Origin of the sequence: Chryseobacterium ginsenosidimutans (assembly GCF_039536845.1) — a bacterium.
GTDB classification, from domain to species: domain Bacteria; phylum Bacteroidota; class Bacteroidia; order Flavobacteriales; family Weeksellaceae; genus Chryseobacterium; species Chryseobacterium ginsenosidimutans_B.
Genome location: NZ_BAAAZJ010000009.1, coordinates 285,061 through 303,493, shown reverse-complemented (window position 1 = coordinate 303,493; position 18,433 = coordinate 285,061). Strand labels below are relative to the sequence as shown.

The following is an 18,433-nucleotide window of genomic DNA, read 5'->3' as shown; positions in this document are numbered from 1 at the left end:
CATTATTGACGTAAATTTAATCAAATTATGTCTATCAAAAAGGAAATATGATGTATTTTATACAATATTATAGATGATTAAAATTAAATTAAATATTAAAGCTGTTTAAATGGTTGATTTCATTGGATTTAAGGCTAAAATTTGCTTAAGATTAAAAGTTAAGATGAGCTGAAAATCAAACTGATTCATAGTGAAAATTAAGCTTGATTATCATCAAAACAAACCATTTTATTTCACCAAAAAGGACACCGAAAATCGATGCCCCTTTTGTAACTGACTATTGAAGTAAAAAATATTTATTTTTTCCAGAGTTTTTCAATTTCTTCCAAAGATTTTCCTTTGGTTTCAGGAACCATTTTCCAGACAAAGAATAATGATAAAATACTCATTACTCCATAAAAACCATAGGTAAAAGCCCCACTGAATTCCATCATAAAAGGATAAGTGGAAGAGATTAAATAATTTGCTGCCCATTGTGCTGCAACAGCAATCGCAATCGCCGATCCTCTGATTTTATTCGGGAAAAGTTCTGAGATTAAAACCCAGCAAATCGGTCCCCAAGACATCATAAAAGATGCTGTATATACAATAATGAAAACTAATGTTGCAACCCCGATGATGTGTAAATATGAGAAAATTGCAATCGCAAACATTCCAATTGCCATTCCTACAGAACCTACAATCAGAAGTGGTTTTCTTCCCCATTTGTCAACGGTAAAGATGGCTACAACCGTAAAAACTACATTCACCAATCCCATCACAACGGTCTGCAGCATAGAAGCGTCTTTATGAACTCCCATACTTTCGAAAATTCTAGGTGCATAATATAAAGCGACATTAATTCCTACAAACTGCTGAAAAACAGAGAGTAAAATTCCAATGACGATTACTGTTTTTCCAAAAGCGAAAATTTCACTTTTATGTTCGGCGACAGTTCCTTTGATTTCATTAAAAATCTGATGTCCGCGAAGTTGTCCATTAATTTTGGTTAAAATTTTAAGTGCTTCATCATCTTTTTTAATTAAAGTCAAATATCTTGGAGTTTCCGGTACAAAGAATAATAAAATCCCGAATAATGCAGCAGGAACAGTCAATGATAAAAACATATAACGCCATCCGATTTCGTTGATCCATTCAACAGGTTTTCCGTCGGCAATTCCCCAGTTTACAAAATAAACGACAAGCATGCCGAAAATAATGGCAAACTGGTTCAGGGAAACCAATCTTCCACGAACTTCAGCAGGTGCAATTTCTCCGATATACATAGGGCAAACCGCTGATGCAAGGCCTACTCCGATGCCACCGATAATTCTGTAAAAATTAAACGCCAGTAAAACTCCCATTGAATGTTCACCCTGTTTAAAGAACAAAAATTCCGGATAAGCCGCTCCTAATGCACTGATGAAAAATAAAAACGCAGAAAGCATCAACGATTTTTTTCTTCCTAATCTGCTTGAAAAATATCCTGAAACAGCGCCACCGATGATGCATCCGATTAATGCACTCGAAATGGTTGCTCCATGAACCAACGAACTTAATCCCAACGGAATAATCAGATATTCCTGAAGAGATTTTTCTGCTCCGGAAATTACCGCTGTATCATAACCGAACAAAAGTCCGCCTAAAGTCGCCACCAATGTCAATACGGTGACGTAGGTCATATTTATTTCGGCCTTTACTCCTGAGGAATATTTCGGTCCGGAATCTATTATTTGCATATTTTCACGTAGTTTTAATTATGGTTAAAATTTTGTTTTGTTGAAAAAACGCGAAGGCACAATTTATTTTAAAATTAATAGGCTTAAGACGCAGGGATTTTATCGAAGATAAAATTTAACAATGCAACACTCACTGAAAATCTTGTCATATTGATGCTTCTATAAGATCATGATGACAGTATTCAAACTAATAGTTAGTGTTAAAGTTATGTCACACTGAGCCTGTCGAAGTGTTCTTGCACCTTAAAAGTATATTTTTGTTAAAGTTTGCGTCTTTGCATTTTTCCAGTAACAAAAAATTATAAATATTGATTAATCAGGCTTTCCAAATACTCCTGTTTACCACTTTCTCTACCCACTTCCCCAAGTCCTTCTGCATGAGAAGCCAAGTCTGAAAGGGATAATTTTCCTTCTTCGAAATCTTTTCCTTTTCCGTTGTCAAAAGAAGAATATCTGTTGGTTCTGATCTCTGTATATTTTGATTTTTCTAAAATAGCATCTGCTGCTAAGAAAGATCTGGCAAAATTGTCCATTCCACTGATATGAGCAATAAAAATATCTTCCAGATCCGTTGAATTTCTTCTGATTTTAGCATCAAAATTCACTCCACCACCCTGGAATCCTCCAGCCTGAATGATGACCAGCATCGCTTGTGTCATTTCATATAAATCTACCGGAAACTGGTCTGTATCCCAACCATTTTGATAGTCTCCGCGATTGGCATCGATGCTTCCCAAAACGTTATTATCAGCAGCAACCTGAAGTTCGTGTTCAAAAGTGTGTTGAGCTAAAGTGGCGTGGTTAACTTCAAGATTTAATTTAAAATCGTTTAGTAGATCATATTGACGAAGAAAATTCAGACATGTTGCCGCATCGAAGTCATACTGATGTTTTGTAGGTTCCATCGGTTTTGGTTCGATAAAGAAAGTCCCTTTGAAACCTTGTGAACGGGCATAATCTTTAGCTAAATGTAAAAATTTTGCCATGTGTTCCTGCTCACGTTTCATATCTGTATTCAGTAAAGACATATAACCTTCACGACCACCCCAGAAAACGTAATTTTCACCGCCCAATTTGATGGTTGCATCCAAAGCATTTTTCACCTGTCCACCTGCATAAGCCAAAACATCAAAAGAAGGATTGGTAGCCGCACCGTTCATGAATCTTGGATTTGAGAAGCAGTTTGAAGTTCCCCAAAGTAATTTTACCCCTGAAGCCGCCTGTTTTTCTTTGGCATAATCTGTAATAAATTCTAATCTTTTTGTAGATTCTACGAAATTATCTGCTTCGTCAATTAGGTCATAATCATGAAAACAGTAATAAGGAACACCTAATTTTGTGAAAAATTCGAAAGCGGCATCCATTTTTTCTGTCGCTCTCTGTTTAGCATCAGAAGCTGATAACCAATCAAATTGTTGTGTTGCTGCTCCGAACGGATCTCCGCCTGTTGCACAGAATGTATGCCAATAAGCCGTCGCGAATTTGAAATATTCTTTCATTGTTTTTCCGCGGACTACTTTGTTTTCATCATAAAATTTGAAAGCGAGAGGATTATCAGATTCTCTGCCTTCAAACTGAATTTTTTCAATGCCTTTGAAATACTCTTTATTGCCAATTGTAACAGCCATTTTTTATTTATTTTTTGTTGATTAATGCAATCGATTGCGCTTTTAAATAAAAAATATTGAATAATCAGAAATTAAAATTCTATACTCTATTTTTTATAAAAACTTAGCTTTTAAATGTAATAATTTTAGTGAATATTATATGAATTTTTATTAATATCTTATTTTATATGATAAGGTAAGGTTCATTTGTTTGTTTTTCATTGACTTGAATGAAATTTTTTAAGCTTATTTTTACGATAAAATTCAATGAAAATTCATTGTTTTGAAAATTTGCCTTACCAAAAAGTACTTCCGGAAAACAAAATTTGAAGAAATGGTTTAAAAACAAAAAAGACCTTCCATGATGGAAAGCCAGGTAATAAAAAATAATCAAATTAAATGTAAGAAAATAATTTGAATATAAGCCCGTTAGTTTACATTTATTTTCGTTTATTTCATGATGTGATAGAGATAGTTCGTTAATTTTGGAAATATTTTACCAATTTGAAATTAAAAATGGAAATAATATGCACAAAATCAGTATCATAAGTAGAGATAAAATTGATCATAATATATTGAGAATTCAAATGGGAATTATTATAATTACACTGAAAAATAATTTCTACATTTGAGCATGAACAACAGAAACCGAGGGAAAAATACAGGCGATGATTCATTATTTAGCTCTGAAAAGCAGATTGAGAAACTGAAATTGGCAGTTCAGGATATGCAATATTTGTTGAATCGGAATTATGCCGAGAAAGCTTCTTCGGATTTAGTTGGAAATCATTACCGTTTGAAAACCCGACAAATTCAGGTGATTCGTGGTGCTTCGGCTTCAGAAAATCAAATCCGGAAGAGAAAATTTAAGCAACTCGAAATTTCAGATGTAAAAAATAAAACGATTTATCTTGATGGTTTTAATGTTCTGATTTTACTGGAAAGCTTACTTTCCGACGCATATATTTTTGAAGGAGTTGATGGGTGTTTTCGGGATCTTTCAGGTGTTCATGGAACTTATAAAAGAGTGAATCAGACGCAGAGGTCAATTGAATTGGTTGCTGCATTTTTTCAGAAGTCTAATGCTGAAAAATTAATATGGATTTTTGACAAACCTGTTTCCAACAGTGGAAGAATTAAACAGATTATCTTAGATTTTGCTATTGAAAATAACCTTAATTGGGAAGTTGAATTAGAGTTTAATCCGGATAAATATTTAGTTGAAAACACTGAAATAATAGTCTCTTCTGATGCCTGGATTTTGGATCATTGTAAAAATTGGTTCAATCTTGTCGGATATTTAATTAGAGAAGAAAAACTTTCCATTAATCTTGTGAAAATGTTTTAATCATGAATTTATTTGAGAGACACATTCCATTATTTTCAGGCGAATGGAAAGAAAAATATCAGGAAATTCTGATTGAAGAACATTTACAAAGTTTAAGTGAAAATATTCGGAAATTTAAAGATCAAAATTTAGATTGGGATTTGCCTTTTTTTAATGAAGAACTCAAAATCGATCGTGATGAAAGTTTTAATACATTCATCAATATTTTCGATTCCCAAGGTACAGATGAATTTAAAACCAAAAAACTGGAAGAAATTCCTTTTGAACATTGGTTAAATATCCTGGGACAAAGATTGACTTCGGCAAGTCTTCGTAATGAAAATGCCATTCCTCCTTCTCAAAATAGATTGATTGAAGCTTGTCAGAAACCTTTTAATGATGAAATTACTACCGCACAAAGAGCTTGGGAAAAGCACGTCGGAAGAATGGGAGATCAATTCTGGGGTGAAGTAAAGGGAAATAACCAACAGAAACAGCAAATCGTAATGGAAAAAATCAATTACATTCTCGACAATAAAACATGGTGGAACGTTTTCTTTCATTACAAACACGAACTTGTCTACGAAATAAGGGAAAAAGGCGGTCATGGAATTCGCTGGAGTCACAGTGGAAAAAACTTAATAGGATTCCTGGAAGTTTTTATTAATGAATAATTAAAGAACAAATCATTTTAAAACTAAAATTCTAATCTCTAATTTCTAACTTCTTAAAAAATATCTTCTCTGCGTAAAAACATTGCGTACCACATTGATAATTTTGTCAGTGTAAAATAAAAAGCAATGGAATTTTCTAATCAAAATTTTTCGCAAAACGAATGGGAATCATGTCTCAAGGTTCTTCATGCCTTGAAAGAGGAACCATTTCTCAATCCTGACAATAAAATTTTTTCAGGATTAATTACGAAAATTCATAAGAACGCCAAAAAACAAAACCGTCAGGAAAGTTATTTCCGGATGAAGTCGCATGACTTAGAAATTAATGCCGGATCGGTATTGATGAAAAAGGCTTTGGCAGGAGTTTCTGCTTTTTATGACGACCAAAAAGACGAAACACAATTTACAAAATTACAGATACCAAAAAACTGCTACTGCTGTAATCAGAGCTATCAATATGCTCATTCTTTTTATACAAGATTATGCCCGAAATGTGCCGAAGAAAACTATGAAAAACGTTTTTTGTCAACAGATTTGAAAGAACGAAATATAATCTTGACTGGAGGGCGGGTAAAGGTAGGATTTGCAACCGCATTAAAATTGTTGAGAAACGGAGCCAATTTGGTTTTGACGACCCGTTTTCCGGCTCTGGCATTGGAAAATTTGCAGCAGGAAGCAGATTATGAAGATTGGAAAGAACAACTTTGGGTTTATGGTTTGGATCTTAGAAATTTAAAGGCAATTCAGGATTTTACAGATTTTTATAAATCGAATTTTGATACGCTTGATATTTTGATCAATAATGCAGCTCAAACCATTAAATATCCCGATGAATATTACTTGCCAATCATCAAACGTGAAAACGAAATGTTGGTTGAGTTTAAAAACAATCAAAAATTAATTCCAAATCAGACAGCAATTTCCACCGAGATGGGAAAATTGGAATATGCACAAAATGAAGAAACTAAAGTTGAATTAACGCGTTTCGGACAACCTGTTGATAACCGTGATAAAACGAGCTGGAATTCTACACTGGAAGAAATTTCAATGTACGAATTGGTTGAGGTGAATTTAATTAATCATATTGCACCTTATTTTCTGATCAAAGAATTAAAACCTTTAATGAAAAATTCCTCTTTTAAAGAAAAATTTATCATTAACGTGACGTCTTCAGAAGGTATTTTCAGTTATGATAACAAAACAATGTTTCATCCGCACACCAATATGACAAAAGCCGCTTTGAATATGATGACGCTTACTTCTGCGAAAGAATTTGAAAAAGATCAGATTTATATGAGTGCCGTTGATGTAGGTTGGATTTCTACGGGTGCAAACGAAAGTTTAAGAAAGAAGCAATTTGAACAGGGATATATTCCGCCATTGGATTCTGTGGATGGAGCTGCGAGAATTCTGCATCCGATTGCGGAAGGAATCAACGGAAATTATTTCAGTGGAGTTTTATTAAAAAATTATAAAATTAATAACTGGTAAAATATAGAAAGCGTTAGCTCAGCTGGAAGAGCACCTGCCTTACACGCAGGAGGTCGTGGGTTCGAGTCCCACACGCTTTCCAAACGGAGATAATAGTAATAAATGGAAAAATACATTTTGCTAAGATGAGTTGCAGGTTCGATTCCTGCTTATCTCCCAATATAGAAACGTTAGCTCAATGGAAGAGCGCTAACCCTCCAAGTTAGAGGTTGCGGGTTCGAGTCCCGTACGTTTCACAAGGAGTACATAGTTCTAATATGGAAGAATATTGACTTCACTGATCAGAGGTTGCAGGTTCGAGTCCTGCTGTACTCCCAAAACGGAAACAGTAATTTAAATGGAAAAATGTCTCAAACCCAGAGAAATTGCGAGTTCAAATCTTGCCTGTTTCCCCTTTTAAAATTAAAAATCATGGAAGAATTACAATCAGTTTTAAATACTATAATTAAAGAAAAACAAGGATACATCACTTTCCTTACCGGAGCAGGAATCTCTGCAGAAAGCGGACTTCCGACATACCGATCTATCGACGGAATCTGGATTAAAGGAACAAAATATCACCGTCCGGAAGAATTCGGGACGTATAAATATTTCAGTCAGAATCATGAAGAAGTCTGGCAATACAACCTTTTTTGGAAGAAAATGATTTCAGAAGCAAAACCCAACCCGGGACATTTTGCTATTACAGAAATTGAATCTCTTTTGGGAGAAAGATTTAAATTAATTACTCAAAATGTTGATGGTCTTCACCAAAGAAGCGGAATACAAAAAGTCTATGAGATTCATGGGAGCAAGCAAAAAGTCCGTTGTTCAAAAGAATGCAGTGAACCAATTGATTTCCCCGAAAATATTAAGTTTAAAGAATATACAGAAGATTTGACACAGGAAGATATTGACAATCTGAAATGCAGAAAATGCGGAAACTGGCTTCGTCCTCATACTTTATGGTTTGATGAAAGCTATAACGAAAAATATTATCATTTTGACACAGCTTATAATATTGCCGATAATACAGATATTCTGTTTGTTGTCGGAACTTCAGGATCGACTACCTTACCTGTAAATATTGTAGAAACCGTAAAAATCCGTGCAAAATGGATGGTGCTCATCAATCCTGAAAATGATACATATTTTGATTATATTTTAAAAGGAAGTAAAACATTGCATTCTATTCGGGAAAGCAGTTCTACGGCGCTTCCACAATTGAAAAATATGATTGAGAAAATTATAAATAAACCATCAAATAAAACGACATAGGAAGCTGAAGCGTTAAGAAAATTCAAATTTGATCCGTTAAAAAATTCCCACTGTTCGAAGCGCGACGTAAATGATGAACCGAAGAACAAATATTGAATTCGCGCAAGTTTTGGGGATTTTAGGATTAAATTTTAATTTTTAGCATTCAGATTCCAGGTCTTGAATTTTTGTTTCTTTTGTTTCAAGACAAAAGAAAATTTAATAAAATAATTAAAAAATGAACACATTTATCGATATTGGCATTAATCTGACCAATAAACAATTTTACAACGAGTACGAAGAAATCATCAACCGGGCTCTCGACAATGGAGTAGAGCAAATGATCCTCACAGGAACAAGCGTTCGTGGAAGCAAAGAATCTGCAGAAATTGCAGAAAATTATCCTGAAATTTTATTTTCAACAGCAGGAATTCATCCGCATGATGCAAAATCTTTTAACAATGAAAGTAGTAATGAACTTAGGAAGTTATTAAAACAAGATCAAGTAATTTCCGTCGGAGAATGCGGACTGGATTTCGACAGGGATTTTTCGCCAAGACCAATTCAGGAAAAATGTTACCGGACTCAACTCGAATTAGCAATCGAAATGAATAAACCACTTTTTCTTCACGAAAGATCAGCTTTTAAAAGATTCAATGAAATTACAGACGAATATTTATCAAAACTCCCAAAAGCTGTTGTTCACTGTTTTACCGGAACGTTAATTGAAGCGAAAATTTATTTGGATAAAGGGTTTTACTTAGGATTTACAGGAGCAATTAGTGATCAAAACAGATTCAGACATTTAGAAGAAGTTATAAAATATGTTCCGCTTGACCGAATGATGATTGAAACCGATGCTCCTTTTATGCTTCCGAAAAATATGCCCCGAATGCAAAACCGCAGAAACGAGCCGTCTTTTCTTCCTTACGTTGCACAAACGGTTGCTAATTTAAAGAAGATCAGCATTTCTGAAGTCGCAGATGAAACCACGGAAGTTGCCCGGAATTTTTTCAGAATATAAAAAAGAGCTCTACAAACTAATGTAAAGCTCTTTTTTATGAAAATTGATTTTTTTAACTTAAATACTTTTCCAAGCTGCTTCTAAAGCCAATTCGATCATAGGTTTCAAAGCTGTTTCTCTTTGATCGGCAGAAATATTTTCGTGAGTTGGAATAATATCAGAAACTGTAAGAATTGTCGCTGCATTTTTACCTAAATATTTGGCATTGGCAAATAATCCAAATGCTTCCATTTCTACAGCCGGACAGTTGTATTTTGTTGCGATTGCAGGAATATCAGGGTTTTTTCTGTAGAAAATATCGCTACTGTGAATATTTACAGCCTTCGTTTTTAGCGATAGTTCGGTTGCAGTTGCATTAATTGTTTCAAAAATATTTCCCTGATGAGAAATAATGTCTTCTTCAATTTCCCATGCATATTTTGCGTAAGTACTTTCACTTGCTGCATTTTCAACATTCAGAATGTCAAAAACTTTCAAATCTGTTGTATAAGCTCCACAAGTTCCGATTCTGATGATCGTATCAACTTCATATTCCGTAAACAGTTCAAAAGAATAAATTCCTATACTTGGGAAACCCATTCCGCTTGCTCCCACAGTGATTTCTTTACCTTTATAAAGACCTGTGTAGTAAAAAATACCTCTTGTCTGGCTTACTAATTTTGCATTTTCAAGAAAATTCTCAGCAATATATTTGGCACGTAACGGATCTCCGGGTTGCAATACAACTTTAGCAATTTCTCCTTTTTTTGCACTAATGTGGATACTCATAATTTTATTTTGAATGGCAAAGATAATAAATATGTAAATAGCGGATCGCCGATTCGGGGTGCTTGCTAATGTCTTCATGTATATTGATTAATTTAAATCAAAATGTTTATTTGAATAAAAAAATAACTTTCCGGAAGATATTTTTGGAGCTGTTTCCCGCTTTCCGCTGCAATCTTTTTTTTCAAAAAAGGATTTTCACTTCAATCGGGGCTAGAATATTCGTTGTTCCTTTCAAACAGTCAAAATAATCACAACATTTGTCCATTAGGAATCTCAACAACAATTTTTCATTTCAAATTTTACAAAATGAGACTAGCACAGAGTAATTATATTTTCAGATTTTTAAAAAGATATTATTTAATTATCAATCATTCATGTAAAAATTTTATACTCAGAGAAATAATTTTATTTTTGTTAGATGATGGAAACCAAATCCCCATTTTTAGATACTTTATTTTTGCTTCGGAAGGATGAATGCATTACCATTTTCACAGATCTTCATGAAATCTCCAAAAAAGAAGAACAGAATGCTGCAGATTATTTTGAGTCCGAATTTGAAAAAGAAAGATTAGAATTTTTGTCTGATCAGATCAATTGTGACTGTGAAACAGCAGTTTGGGCTGCAAAAGTTTTCTATCACAGCGCCCAATTATATTTGATACGAAAAGATACCGCGAAAAACCTGGAGAAATTAATCCCTCAGTTCAGTGGGAACAGAAATGCTGCTTCTCTATTGTCGGCAGATTTATCATTAAGGTTTTTGCCGGAAATTATGAAGGCCTTACAAAATGCCGATCCGGAAGATCCGTTGATTAAGATGTTGGAAAATATTTTAAAACAATTTCATTATTCAGGAATTGGTTTTGATCTGGATTTGGGAAGTATCGATTGGGAAGAAGAATTAAAAGATAAAACGTACAGAAAATTGTATCTCGAAAGGATTGTAGAAAAAAAAGCCTATTCATTGGCGGAAATTCCATATATCAATCGCCTGTTGATCGCTGAATTTGGAATGTATAAAGATGTTTTTTGGAGAGAATTAAAAAATATAAATGATTAAATCTTTGCGCTCTTTGCGTTAAAAAAATAAAACAAAAAATTAATGACTCAAAATATAGAAAAATTAAACACAGTTCTTACCTACGTTAAAGACACTTTTGTCGGAAAAAATGATGTGGTAGATCTGTTAGGAATCTGTTTATTGGCAAGAGAAAATGCGTTTTTGTACGGTCCTCCGGGAACTGCAAAATCAGCTATTGTAAGAACGTTGGCAAAAACTGTAAAAGACGGCAAAAACTTCGAATATTTGTTGACACGTTTTACCGAACCAAATGAAATTTTCGGACCTTTTGATATCAGAAAATTAAAAGAAGGAGAATTACTGACCAATACCGAAGGAATGATGCCGGAAGCGTCAATGGTTTTTCTGGATGAGATTTTCAATGCCAATTCAGCAATTTTGAATTCCCTTTTGATGGCTTTGAATGAGAAGATTTTCAAAAGGGGAAAAGAAACGAAAAATCTTCCTGCATTGATGTTTGTGGGAGCGAGTAACGTTCTTCCTGAAGACGAAGCTTTGAATGCTTTGTTCGACCGTTTTCTGATCAGAATTAATGTAGATTATGTACATCCCGATCTTCTTCAGCAGGTACTTTTAGCCGGAAGAAAACTGGAAAATAACATCGAAACGGAAACTCCTGAAATCCTTTCAAACGAAATCAGAGCACTTCAGAATTTGTGTAAAACAATTGACTTAAAACCGATTTACGAAGTATATTTAAATACAATTATCAATCTTCGAAATACAGGAATCGCCATTTCAGACCGTAGAGCCGTGAAACTTCAGAATCTGATTGCTGCAAGTGCTTTGATTTGTGGCAGAAATGAAGCTATTCTTTCGGATTTATGGGTATTGAAACATATTTGGGATACGGAAGAACAGATCGAAATTCTGGAAGGAATTATCAACAGAACGATTGAAAAAGACGACAACCCGAAATCTCATCCTCAAGCTTTACAAAACAAAACTCCGAATCCGGAAGAAGTAATGAAAGATGTAAAAATTCTGGTTGAAAAATGGAATAATGAAGCCTTGAGTTTTGAAGAGCAAAATGTTATCAAAGATAAATTAAGATACCTTCAAACCCGTTGCGACTGGATCAGAAATCCTGAGCAGAAACAATACATTCAACAAGAAATCGAAAGTCTATGGCAAAAGATTCTTCAAACAGTATAAAAGAATTTTGGGCAGAAATTCCCCGAGCTGATGAAGATTTTCTAGGCTCGATTCGTGACTGGAAAAATGTTCAGATTGCTTTGGAGGAAGATGTAATCTGGCTGAAAGGTTTTACCGATGAACAGGCTGTTTCGTCGGAAATTCAACAATTGCCGAATTTTTTGCTGTATGAATTAAGAGAAGGTCTTTTATTTCGAAAAGATGCTTTGGTTCCAAGTAAAAAAGTAAGGACGGCTTTGCTTTGGACACCGATTGATAAAGCACTGCGATTAACTTTTCCTCCATCGAACCAGAATTTTTTTGGAATTGATGGAAAAGTTGAAATTAAATTAACGTCAAGCGAAGAAGAACAGCCGGGAATAGCTTTATTAAGTTCATTTGCTGAAATTAAGGAAATAATTATTGCTTTACCAAAATTCAAACTGGAAAAACTGAATTGGATTGTCATTAATGATAAAGCATTATTTATAGGAAATCCGTTATTGGGTTTTCCGGGAAAAACATATTGGACGAAAGATGGTCATCTTTTGCCGACAGGTTTTGATTTTGAGTTTAAAAATTTGAGTTCTTTATTGCAGAGAAAATATAATGCAAGTCAGGATCAATGGCTTTTGTGGAATGAAAACGGAAGTGTTTTACATCTTAATAAAGATGATTTCCGGAAACTTTCCGTAAGCTCATTTCGTCTCACTGAAAAATCACAAGAATGGATGTAATTGCTTATTTCCAATCATATATAAATTATTTCTGGGAGTGGACAACTGATGAAGATATTCCTGATGTTTCCAGATATAATGAAAATAACCTTATTTCAATTCCCAATGTAGGGGCGATTGCTTACAGACCTTATGTGATGGAAATTTTAAAAGAATTGAAAGATCAGGGATTTCCGCCTTTTGGTTCATTACTTCTTGTTTTATATGCAATTCAGGATGGATATTTAAACCTTGATGGAGTTTTTTTTTATTTGAATAGACAAAAAAATGTATCACCGGAAATAGCTTTAGATATTGAGCATACGATTAAATTTTTAGAAAATTTAAGCCAGTTGGGAAGTTCATTTAAAAAAGGACAGAATAAAATTATCCTTCTGCAGACTATTTTTGGAGATTGTCATAATAAGGTTTCCCCGATAAATTCTGGGTTAATTTTAAAAATATTTGATACAAAGCCTCATATAATTGCTGAAGCTGCAAATAAAAAAGATTTAACTCCGGTTGCTATTAACAGGGATATCAAAACTTTAGCTTTACTTCAACATAAATTCCCAACAACAGAATCCATTATTAACGTAATGAAAGGCTTTATCGATGTTCCCGAACTCGAAGATGAAGTTGTACAGGAAGAAACCACTGTCGAAACCGAGAAAGACTTTATTCAGGAATTAATTGAAGAGCCCAAAACTTTTCAGATCGGAAGCTTGATAAAAAGAATCTGGAGCGGTCTGAAAATCCCAATGCGTCATCTTTCTCCCGGAGAACAGCCGATCGGAGGAATTTCTGATATGACCAACAAAGGTGATTTCAACAGAATGCTTTTATCGGAATTTGCCAATGAAGATGAGGTTTTCATGAACCGTGTCGCGAATAATGAAGCGTTGTACATTCAGCGTGAAATTCCGCCTGAAGAAAATATTTTTGAAAGAATTATTCTCATAGATACTTCCCTGAAAAACTGGGGAACTCCAAAAGTTTTGGCATTTGCATCGGCAATTGCGGTGATCAAACATCCGAAAGCGCATTCCGAATGTAAGGTTTTTGCGTTGGGACAAACCAATATCCCGATTTCGCTGGATAAGGTAGATGAAGTTATAGAAAACCTGAATCAGGTGAGTCCGGTTTTGGAAGTTTCTTATGCGCTAGAAAAGTTTTTTAATGAAGAATATACAGAAAAAGATCTGGAAGTTTTTTTCATCACGCATCAGGAAAATGTAGTCAGCCAAAATCTTCAAAAAGTCATTCATGAAAACAGGGATCGACTGAAATTTTTAGTAACAACTTCTTCCGATGGCGAATTGAATTTCTATAAACATCATAAAGGAACAAGAAAACACATTCAGAAAATAGTTCTTCCGTTGCAGGAATTATGGGCAAATCCGCCACGACGAAAAAAGATTGGTGAGAATATTAATGGCAAAAAAACTGATTTGCCTTTGAATTATCCGATTTTGTTCCCAGCTCCTGTCAATAAGATAGCAACATTTTTATATGAAGGTGAATTTTTTATTTTAAGCAATAAAAAACAACTTCTGAAAACATACTTGTCAGATAATTATTACGACAGAAAAAATTATCATTCATCGAAAATTTATCGGGGATGTGAAGTTGTAATCGAAAATATTTCTATAAAACCCAAAGGTCAGTTTGCATTGGCAAAAAATAAAAAACAGGAATTTATTCTCTGCCAGTATCAACCGGATAAAAAGCTGATTTCAAAATTGAATCTGAATACAAAAGAATATTCTGAATTGAATTTGACAGGAAGAAAAATACATTTCAGTTTAGAACTTATTTATTTTAAAAGGAACTTTTATCTGTGGCATGAAGATGCGATCTGGATTGAAGAAATAAACGTCGAAGGAAATATTGCGCTTGAAAATGTAAAGAATGATCATGAAATTCAGAAAAGCGTTTCAAAAGTTACAGGTGAGATTGAAAGACTTAATGATTATGAAAATAAGATATTGAGTAATTTTATGAATATCGGGATCAATGAAAATAAAAACATTGTCATATCAAATTATGAATTGCACAAAAGCTATCAAGGTGCATTGCAAATTTATAAAAACAGAACAGTTGCCAATATTATAGCAGAAAAAAATAAGAATAAATTTACATTTTCCGATGGCAGCGAAATTATTACAGATTCTCGCGGGATGCTCACTTTTAAAAGCAGTAACAAAAATATTCCTGTTTTTTATGTACCAACATCGATTGGTGGTTTTCTTGCTGTGGCTACTCATACGGAATTTAGCGGCTCAGAATATTATTTACCAGAGACTACCTTACTGAAAGTAAGAACTTCAGAGGAAATGTATACCGAATATTTTGAAGAATTTATCGATCAAATTTGGGAATATGGAACTTAGAATAAAACCTTTTCCGAAAAATAATTATCATAAAAAAGGACTTTTAATAAAAGGTTCTTCATCTTTGACGTGGCTTCACGAGATGGAAATTTTAGGGATAGATTTAGATCAGGTCCGATCTTTTCCGATTCCTTCCAATGAGCCAAATGTTTTGTTTGGTTGCTTTTTGATTTTTCAAAATAATGCTCCGAGTGAAATCGGAAAAAATTCTTATTTTCAATGTGTTAATAATAAGTTTTTCATTCCTGAAAACACCATTTTTTATCCAAAACTCAATCCTGAAGACTGGCAAAATATTGATGCTGAGTTTCTGATCATGCATCCCGAATTCGGATTGGTAAAATTAAATGAAGAAATCGACTGGATCTCATTAATTCAAAATCCGAAACAATCTGAAGATAAAATCCGAAAACCATCTAACGGTGTAAAAATTCCTCAGAAAATTGAGAGTTACACGGTTGAAATGGATGATGAAAAAGTTTTGGAAGCGCTTCAAACACCACAAACCGAAGAAGAATGGATGAAAGATCTTCCTTTCGATATGAAAAAAGTGATGGCCGGAAACAAAAAAGAGATCGAAAAATATTTAAGCTATATCGAAAAATATCCCGACAGAGCGGTAGAATTAGGTGTTCCGCTTGATGTAATGGGGACTTCCAGAGGCGACGGTTTTGCAAAATTTAACTTTGAAAATACCTGGCTCGGAAAATTATTCGGTAGAGATTCTGAAGATGGTACAAATTCAACCTATTCTCAGAAATATCGTTGGATATTTTGGGTGTTTTTAATAGCCATTGGATTGGTGAGATTATTCATGTTTTTGAATAAAGAAAAACCTGTAGAAGAAGCTCCACCGGTTTCGTCGGGGAAGTTTTCCGAAGTGGATAAAAATATAATGAACCCTGTTGTAGCCTATCAGTCAGGAGTTACGGATATTGATATGAAGATTGACTCTCTTTACGGAAAGGAAAGAAATAAAATTATTAATGAATATGCTACTGCTACCTCTGTTTATATTTCTCAGGATAAAAATAGGATTGATGAATACAAAAAACAGGGAAAGCGTGATCCGAATGAGCTCTACAAAGAGCTTTCTAAAATAAATAACAAAATTGACAAGTCAAAAGATTCTTTAAAAACGGTTTACAGTAAAAAAATCGTAAAATATTTAGCTCAAAGCGAAGAAAAATACACGAAGAAAATTACAGATTCCTTAAATAAAATAAGTTCCGGAAAACCTGCTGATCAGGGAATTGTAAAAACAATCTTGAAAAAGAAACAGGTCTTAATTGAAGATTCATTAGGACGTCTATACGGAACAAAAGAATATATTGAACCCCCGATTGATCCGAATAAAGCAAAAAAAGTGGAAACACTGGAAAATGAAAAGCCTTATTCGAAAAATGATATCTCTTTCTCGGAGATTATTTGGTTAATAATTTTCATGACAGGCGTTGTCGGGCTCTATTCTTTTATTGTAAAAAGAAAATCTTTAAATATTGGTGGAGACAATGTTCCGAGCGGAATTAAAATTTTTCTTATTATTCTATTAGTTGCTATGTTAGCGTATATTTTCTATCCTTTGATCGAAATGTTCGGCTACAACTGGTTTGTTTGGATTCTCATTATCGGTGTTGTAGTACTTCTTTACCGTCTTTTCAGCGAAGACAAAACCATTTTAAAAACAGATAAAGATGAATAAGCAGAAGTTTATAGACAAATTCATGGCGGCATTTTTTATTCTGGTGATCATTAAGGTTATCGGGATTTTGGCACAGCTGTTTCATCAGAGTTTTTGGAGTGTCATCGGAACTTTGGTAATTTTTGCGATTGTTGCTTTCATCATTTTCATTGTTCTTCTAAGGCTGGAAGACAAGGAGAAAGAGAAAAGTTCTGGCGGTCGCAGAGGCGGAGCCGGAGGTGGAAATTTCTATCTTGAACCTTCATTGTTTGATAAAATTAGAAATAAATACGAAGATCTGGCTCAGAAATATATCGACGAAAAAGATTATAAACGGGCAGCAAAAGTGTATATGAATCTTCTTCGTGACAATTATCGTGGTGCGAAAACATTGGAAGGTGGTGGTTTGTATAATGAAGCAGCTGTTATTTATCTTAAAAAATTAAAAAATAAATCCGAAGCCGCGAATTGTTATGAAAAAGCTAAGCAATTTAAAAAAGCGATCGATCTATATAAAGAACTTGAACAAAAGGAAAAAGTAGGCGATTTGTACAGACAAATTAATGATGTTAAAAATTCAAATACTTATTATCAAATGGTTATAGATGATTATGTAAACAACAACCAGATGGTAAAAGGTTCTCTGATTTATCGTAAAAAAATGGAAATGCCGGATGAAGCACAGAAGATTTTGCTAAAAGGCTGGGAAGAAGATCGTGATGCATTCAATTGTCTGAATAATTATTTTGCCAATATTTTTGATGTGAAAAAACTTGATCAGCAAATTCAGGAATTGTATGACAAAACACCTTCCGATAAAAAGATTGTTTACCTAGAGGCTATGAAGTATGAATTTAAAAAAGATCTAAAACTTCAAAATACAACAAGAAATATTGCCTACGAAATCATCGCGGAAAAAGTTGCCACCCGTTCTGAGATCGTCAATGAATTAAAACATTTCAATCCCGGTGATGAGGTGATTTTGAAAGATATTTCTAGGTATAAAACGGGGAGAAATAGGATGTTTAGGAATTAGAAGTAAAAAAATATGCTTCTGTCATTGCGAACCGAAGGTGAAGCAATCTAAATTAAATAAACCCATTTTCTGATAGAGATTGCTTCGTCGCTTTGCTTCTCGCAATGACAAAATTAACAATTAATTAAGAAAAAAAATTATCTTTGCACCAATAAAATTATGACAATACAAAGAGCACATATCAGTTTGAATCTATGCGATCGCCCTGTACTAAAGGGATCGTTTGGATATGAATGGATGATATTGGATGAGGCGAAATGTGCTTGCTTTGAAAATTATTTACTGTAAACTCGTAAAAATTTAATCAAAATACTGCAGAAACGCCTCGATGATCGGGGCGTTTTTTGTGTTTTTAGGGCAGAAATTATTTAGAATGAAAAAAAATAACCATAAAAGTGAAAATTATTTAATCAACAATGAACAATTAATAAGTAAATAAAGCGTGATCAATAACCCGATGAGAGACAGTCATTTAGGTAATTAAGATATCTGTAAAATATTACGGACAGAAATCCTTTATTCTAAAAATTAAGCATAATTAATTGAT

The 18,433-nt window shown here is 33.8% G+C and carries 14 protein-coding genes and 4 tRNA genes; 15 read left to right on the top strand and 3 right to left on the bottom strand.

Annotation, left to right across the window (positions count from 1 at the left end):
- Nucleotides 1-296: 296 nt before the first annotated feature.
- Nucleotides 297-1,718: a D-xylose transporter XylE gene (xylE, locus tag ABD745_RS11500; RefSeq protein WP_344829740.1), complete on the bottom strand. Its 1,422-nt coding sequence runs from the start codon at nt 1,716-1,718 to the stop codon at nt 297-299.
- Between the two features lie 299 nt (nt 1,719-2,017).
- Entirely contained in the window at nt 2,018-3,346 is a 1,329-nt protein-coding gene (gene xylA / locus ABD745_RS11495) for a xylose isomerase (protein ID WP_344829737.1), read from the bottom strand.
- 613 nt (nt 3,347-3,959) lie between these two features.
- Here xylA and ABD745_RS11490 point away from each other — a divergent pair.
- The 9 genes from ABD745_RS11490 to ABD745_RS11450 all read left to right on the top strand — a co-directional run bounded on the left by ABD745_RS11490 (nt 3,960) and on the right by ABD745_RS11450 (nt 9,077).
- Nucleotides 3,960-4,673 (top strand): DUF434 domain-containing protein, encoded by a 714-nt coding sequence (locus tag ABD745_RS11490; protein WP_344829735.1) that lies wholly within the window; start codon nt 3,960-3,962, stop codon nt 4,671-4,673.
- Between the two features lie 2 nt (nt 4,674-4,675).
- Entirely contained in the window at nt 4,676-5,326 is a 651-nt protein-coding gene (locus tag ABD745_RS11485; protein WP_344829732.1) for a hypothetical protein, read from the top strand.
- Nucleotides 5,327-5,452: 126 nt separating this feature from the next.
- Nucleotides 5,453-6,817 carry an SDR family oxidoreductase gene (locus tag ABD745_RS11480; protein ID WP_344829729.1) on the top strand — a complete coding sequence of 455 codons (1,365 nt, stop codon included), beginning with the start codon at nt 5,453-5,455 and terminating at the stop codon, nt 6,815-6,817.
- Between the two features lie 7 nt (nt 6,818-6,824).
- Nucleotides 6,825-6,895 (top strand) — tRNA-Val (locus tag ABD745_RS11475).
- An 8-nt stretch (nt 6,896-6,903) separates the two neighbouring features.
- Nucleotides 6,904-6,974: transfer RNA gene (locus ABD745_RS11470), tRNA-Ser, on the top strand.
- A 7-nt stretch (nt 6,975-6,981) separates the two neighbouring features.
- Nucleotides 6,982-7,053: transfer RNA gene (locus tag ABD745_RS11465), tRNA-Gly, on the top strand.
- A gap of 86 nt (nt 7,054-7,139) precedes the next feature.
- Nucleotides 7,140-7,209: transfer RNA gene (locus ABD745_RS11460), tRNA-Val, on the top strand.
- A gap of 19 nt (nt 7,210-7,228) precedes the next feature.
- Entirely contained in the window at nt 7,229-8,074 is an 846-nt protein-coding gene (locus tag ABD745_RS11455) for an SIR2 family NAD-dependent protein deacylase (RefSeq protein ID WP_344829726.1), read from the top strand.
- A 217-nt stretch (nt 8,075-8,291) separates the two neighbouring features.
- On the top strand, nt 8,292-9,077 hold the full coding sequence (locus tag ABD745_RS11450) for a TatD family hydrolase (protein WP_344829724.1): 786 nt from the start codon (nt 8,292-8,294) through the stop codon (nt 9,075-9,077).
- 57 nt (nt 9,078-9,134) lie between these two features.
- On the opposite strand, the gene deoD is transcribed toward ABD745_RS11450, so the two are convergent.
- Complete coding sequence (gene deoD / locus ABD745_RS11445) at nt 9,135-9,845, bottom strand: purine-nucleoside phosphorylase (protein WP_344829722.1); 711 nt, start codon at nt 9,843-9,845, stop codon at nt 9,135-9,137.
- A gap of 418 nt (nt 9,846-10,263) precedes the next feature.
- Here deoD and ABD745_RS11440 point away from each other — a divergent pair, with 418 nt between their 5' ends.
- Genes ABD745_RS11440 through ABD745_RS11415 form a run of 6 tightly spaced genes read left to right on the top strand, consistent with a single transcriptional unit; the run spans nt 10,264 to nt 17,886 of the window.
- A complete protein-coding gene (locus ABD745_RS11440; RefSeq protein WP_344829720.1) occupies nt 10,264-10,905 on the top strand; it encodes a hypothetical protein in 642 nt (213 codons plus the stop codon).
- Between the two features lie 42 nt (nt 10,906-10,947).
- Nucleotides 10,948-12,081, top strand: a complete 1,134-nt coding sequence (locus tag ABD745_RS11435; RefSeq protein WP_344829717.1) for an AAA family ATPase — start codon at nt 10,948-10,950, stop codon at nt 12,079-12,081.
- The gene (locus ABD745_RS11430; RefSeq protein WP_344829714.1) at nt 12,054-12,797 is read left to right on the top strand and encodes a hypothetical protein; all 744 of its coding nucleotides are present in this window, start codon (nt 12,054-12,056) and stop codon (nt 12,795-12,797) included. Before ABD745_RS11435 ends, ABD745_RS11430 begins: the two co-directional genes overlap by 28 nt.
- A complete protein-coding gene (locus ABD745_RS11425; protein ID WP_344829711.1) occupies nt 12,788-15,169 on the top strand; it encodes a hypothetical protein in 2,382 nt (793 codons plus the stop codon). Before ABD745_RS11430 ends, ABD745_RS11425 begins: the two co-directional genes overlap by 10 nt.
- Nucleotides 15,159-16,871, top strand: a complete 1,713-nt coding sequence (locus ABD745_RS11420; RefSeq protein WP_344829708.1) for an APC family permease — start codon at nt 15,159-15,161, stop codon at nt 16,869-16,871. The genes ABD745_RS11425 and ABD745_RS11420 overlap by 11 nt, the downstream gene beginning before the upstream one ends.
- Entirely contained in the window at nt 16,864-17,886 is a 1,023-nt protein-coding gene (locus tag ABD745_RS11415) for a tetratricopeptide repeat protein (RefSeq protein ID WP_344829705.1), read from the top strand. Before ABD745_RS11420 ends, ABD745_RS11415 begins: the two co-directional genes overlap by 8 nt.
- Nucleotides 17,887-18,433 lie beyond the last annotated feature (547 nt).

What these genes read in the sequence shown, in the direction of transcription:
- xylE (WP_344829740.1), bottom strand. Translation starts at nt 1,718, where the DNA reads ATGCAAATAATAGATTCCGGACCGAAATATTCCTCAGGAGTAAAGGCC.
- xylA (WP_344829737.1), bottom strand. Translation starts at nt 3,346, where the DNA reads ATGGCTGTTACAATTGGCAATAAAGAGTATTTCAAAGGCATTGAAAAA.
- ABD745_RS11490 (WP_344829735.1), top strand. Translation starts at nt 3,960, where the DNA reads ATGAACAACAGAAACCGAGGGAAAAATACAGGCGATGATTCATTATTT.
- ABD745_RS11485 (WP_344829732.1), top strand. Translation starts at nt 4,676, where the DNA reads ATGAATTTATTTGAGAGACACATTCCATTATTTTCAGGCGAATGGAAA.
- ABD745_RS11480 (WP_344829729.1), top strand. Translation starts at nt 5,453, where the DNA reads ATGGAATTTTCTAATCAAAATTTTTCGCAAAACGAATGGGAATCATGT.
- ABD745_RS11455 (WP_344829726.1), top strand. Translation starts at nt 7,229, where the DNA reads ATGGAAGAATTACAATCAGTTTTAAATACTATAATTAAAGAAAAACAA.
- ABD745_RS11450 (WP_344829724.1), top strand. Translation starts at nt 8,292, where the DNA reads ATGAACACATTTATCGATATTGGCATTAATCTGACCAATAAACAATTT.
- deoD (WP_344829722.1), bottom strand. Translation starts at nt 9,845, where the DNA reads ATGAGTATCCACATTAGTGCAAAAAAAGGAGAAATTGCTAAAGTTGTA.
- ABD745_RS11440 (WP_344829720.1), top strand. Translation starts at nt 10,264, where the DNA reads ATGATGGAAACCAAATCCCCATTTTTAGATACTTTATTTTTGCTTCGG.
- ABD745_RS11435 (WP_344829717.1), top strand. Translation starts at nt 10,948, where the DNA reads ATGACTCAAAATATAGAAAAATTAAACACAGTTCTTACCTACGTTAAA.
- ABD745_RS11430 (WP_344829714.1), top strand. Translation starts at nt 12,054, where the DNA reads ATGGCAAAAGATTCTTCAAACAGTATAAAAGAATTTTGGGCAGAAATT.
- ABD745_RS11425 (WP_344829711.1), top strand. Translation starts at nt 12,788, where the DNA reads ATGGATGTAATTGCTTATTTCCAATCATATATAAATTATTTCTGGGAG.
- ABD745_RS11420 (WP_344829708.1), top strand. Translation starts at nt 15,159, where the DNA reads ATGGAACTTAGAATAAAACCTTTTCCGAAAAATAATTATCATAAAAAA.
- ABD745_RS11415 (WP_344829705.1), top strand. Translation starts at nt 16,864, where the DNA reads ATGAATAAGCAGAAGTTTATAGACAAATTCATGGCGGCATTTTTTATT.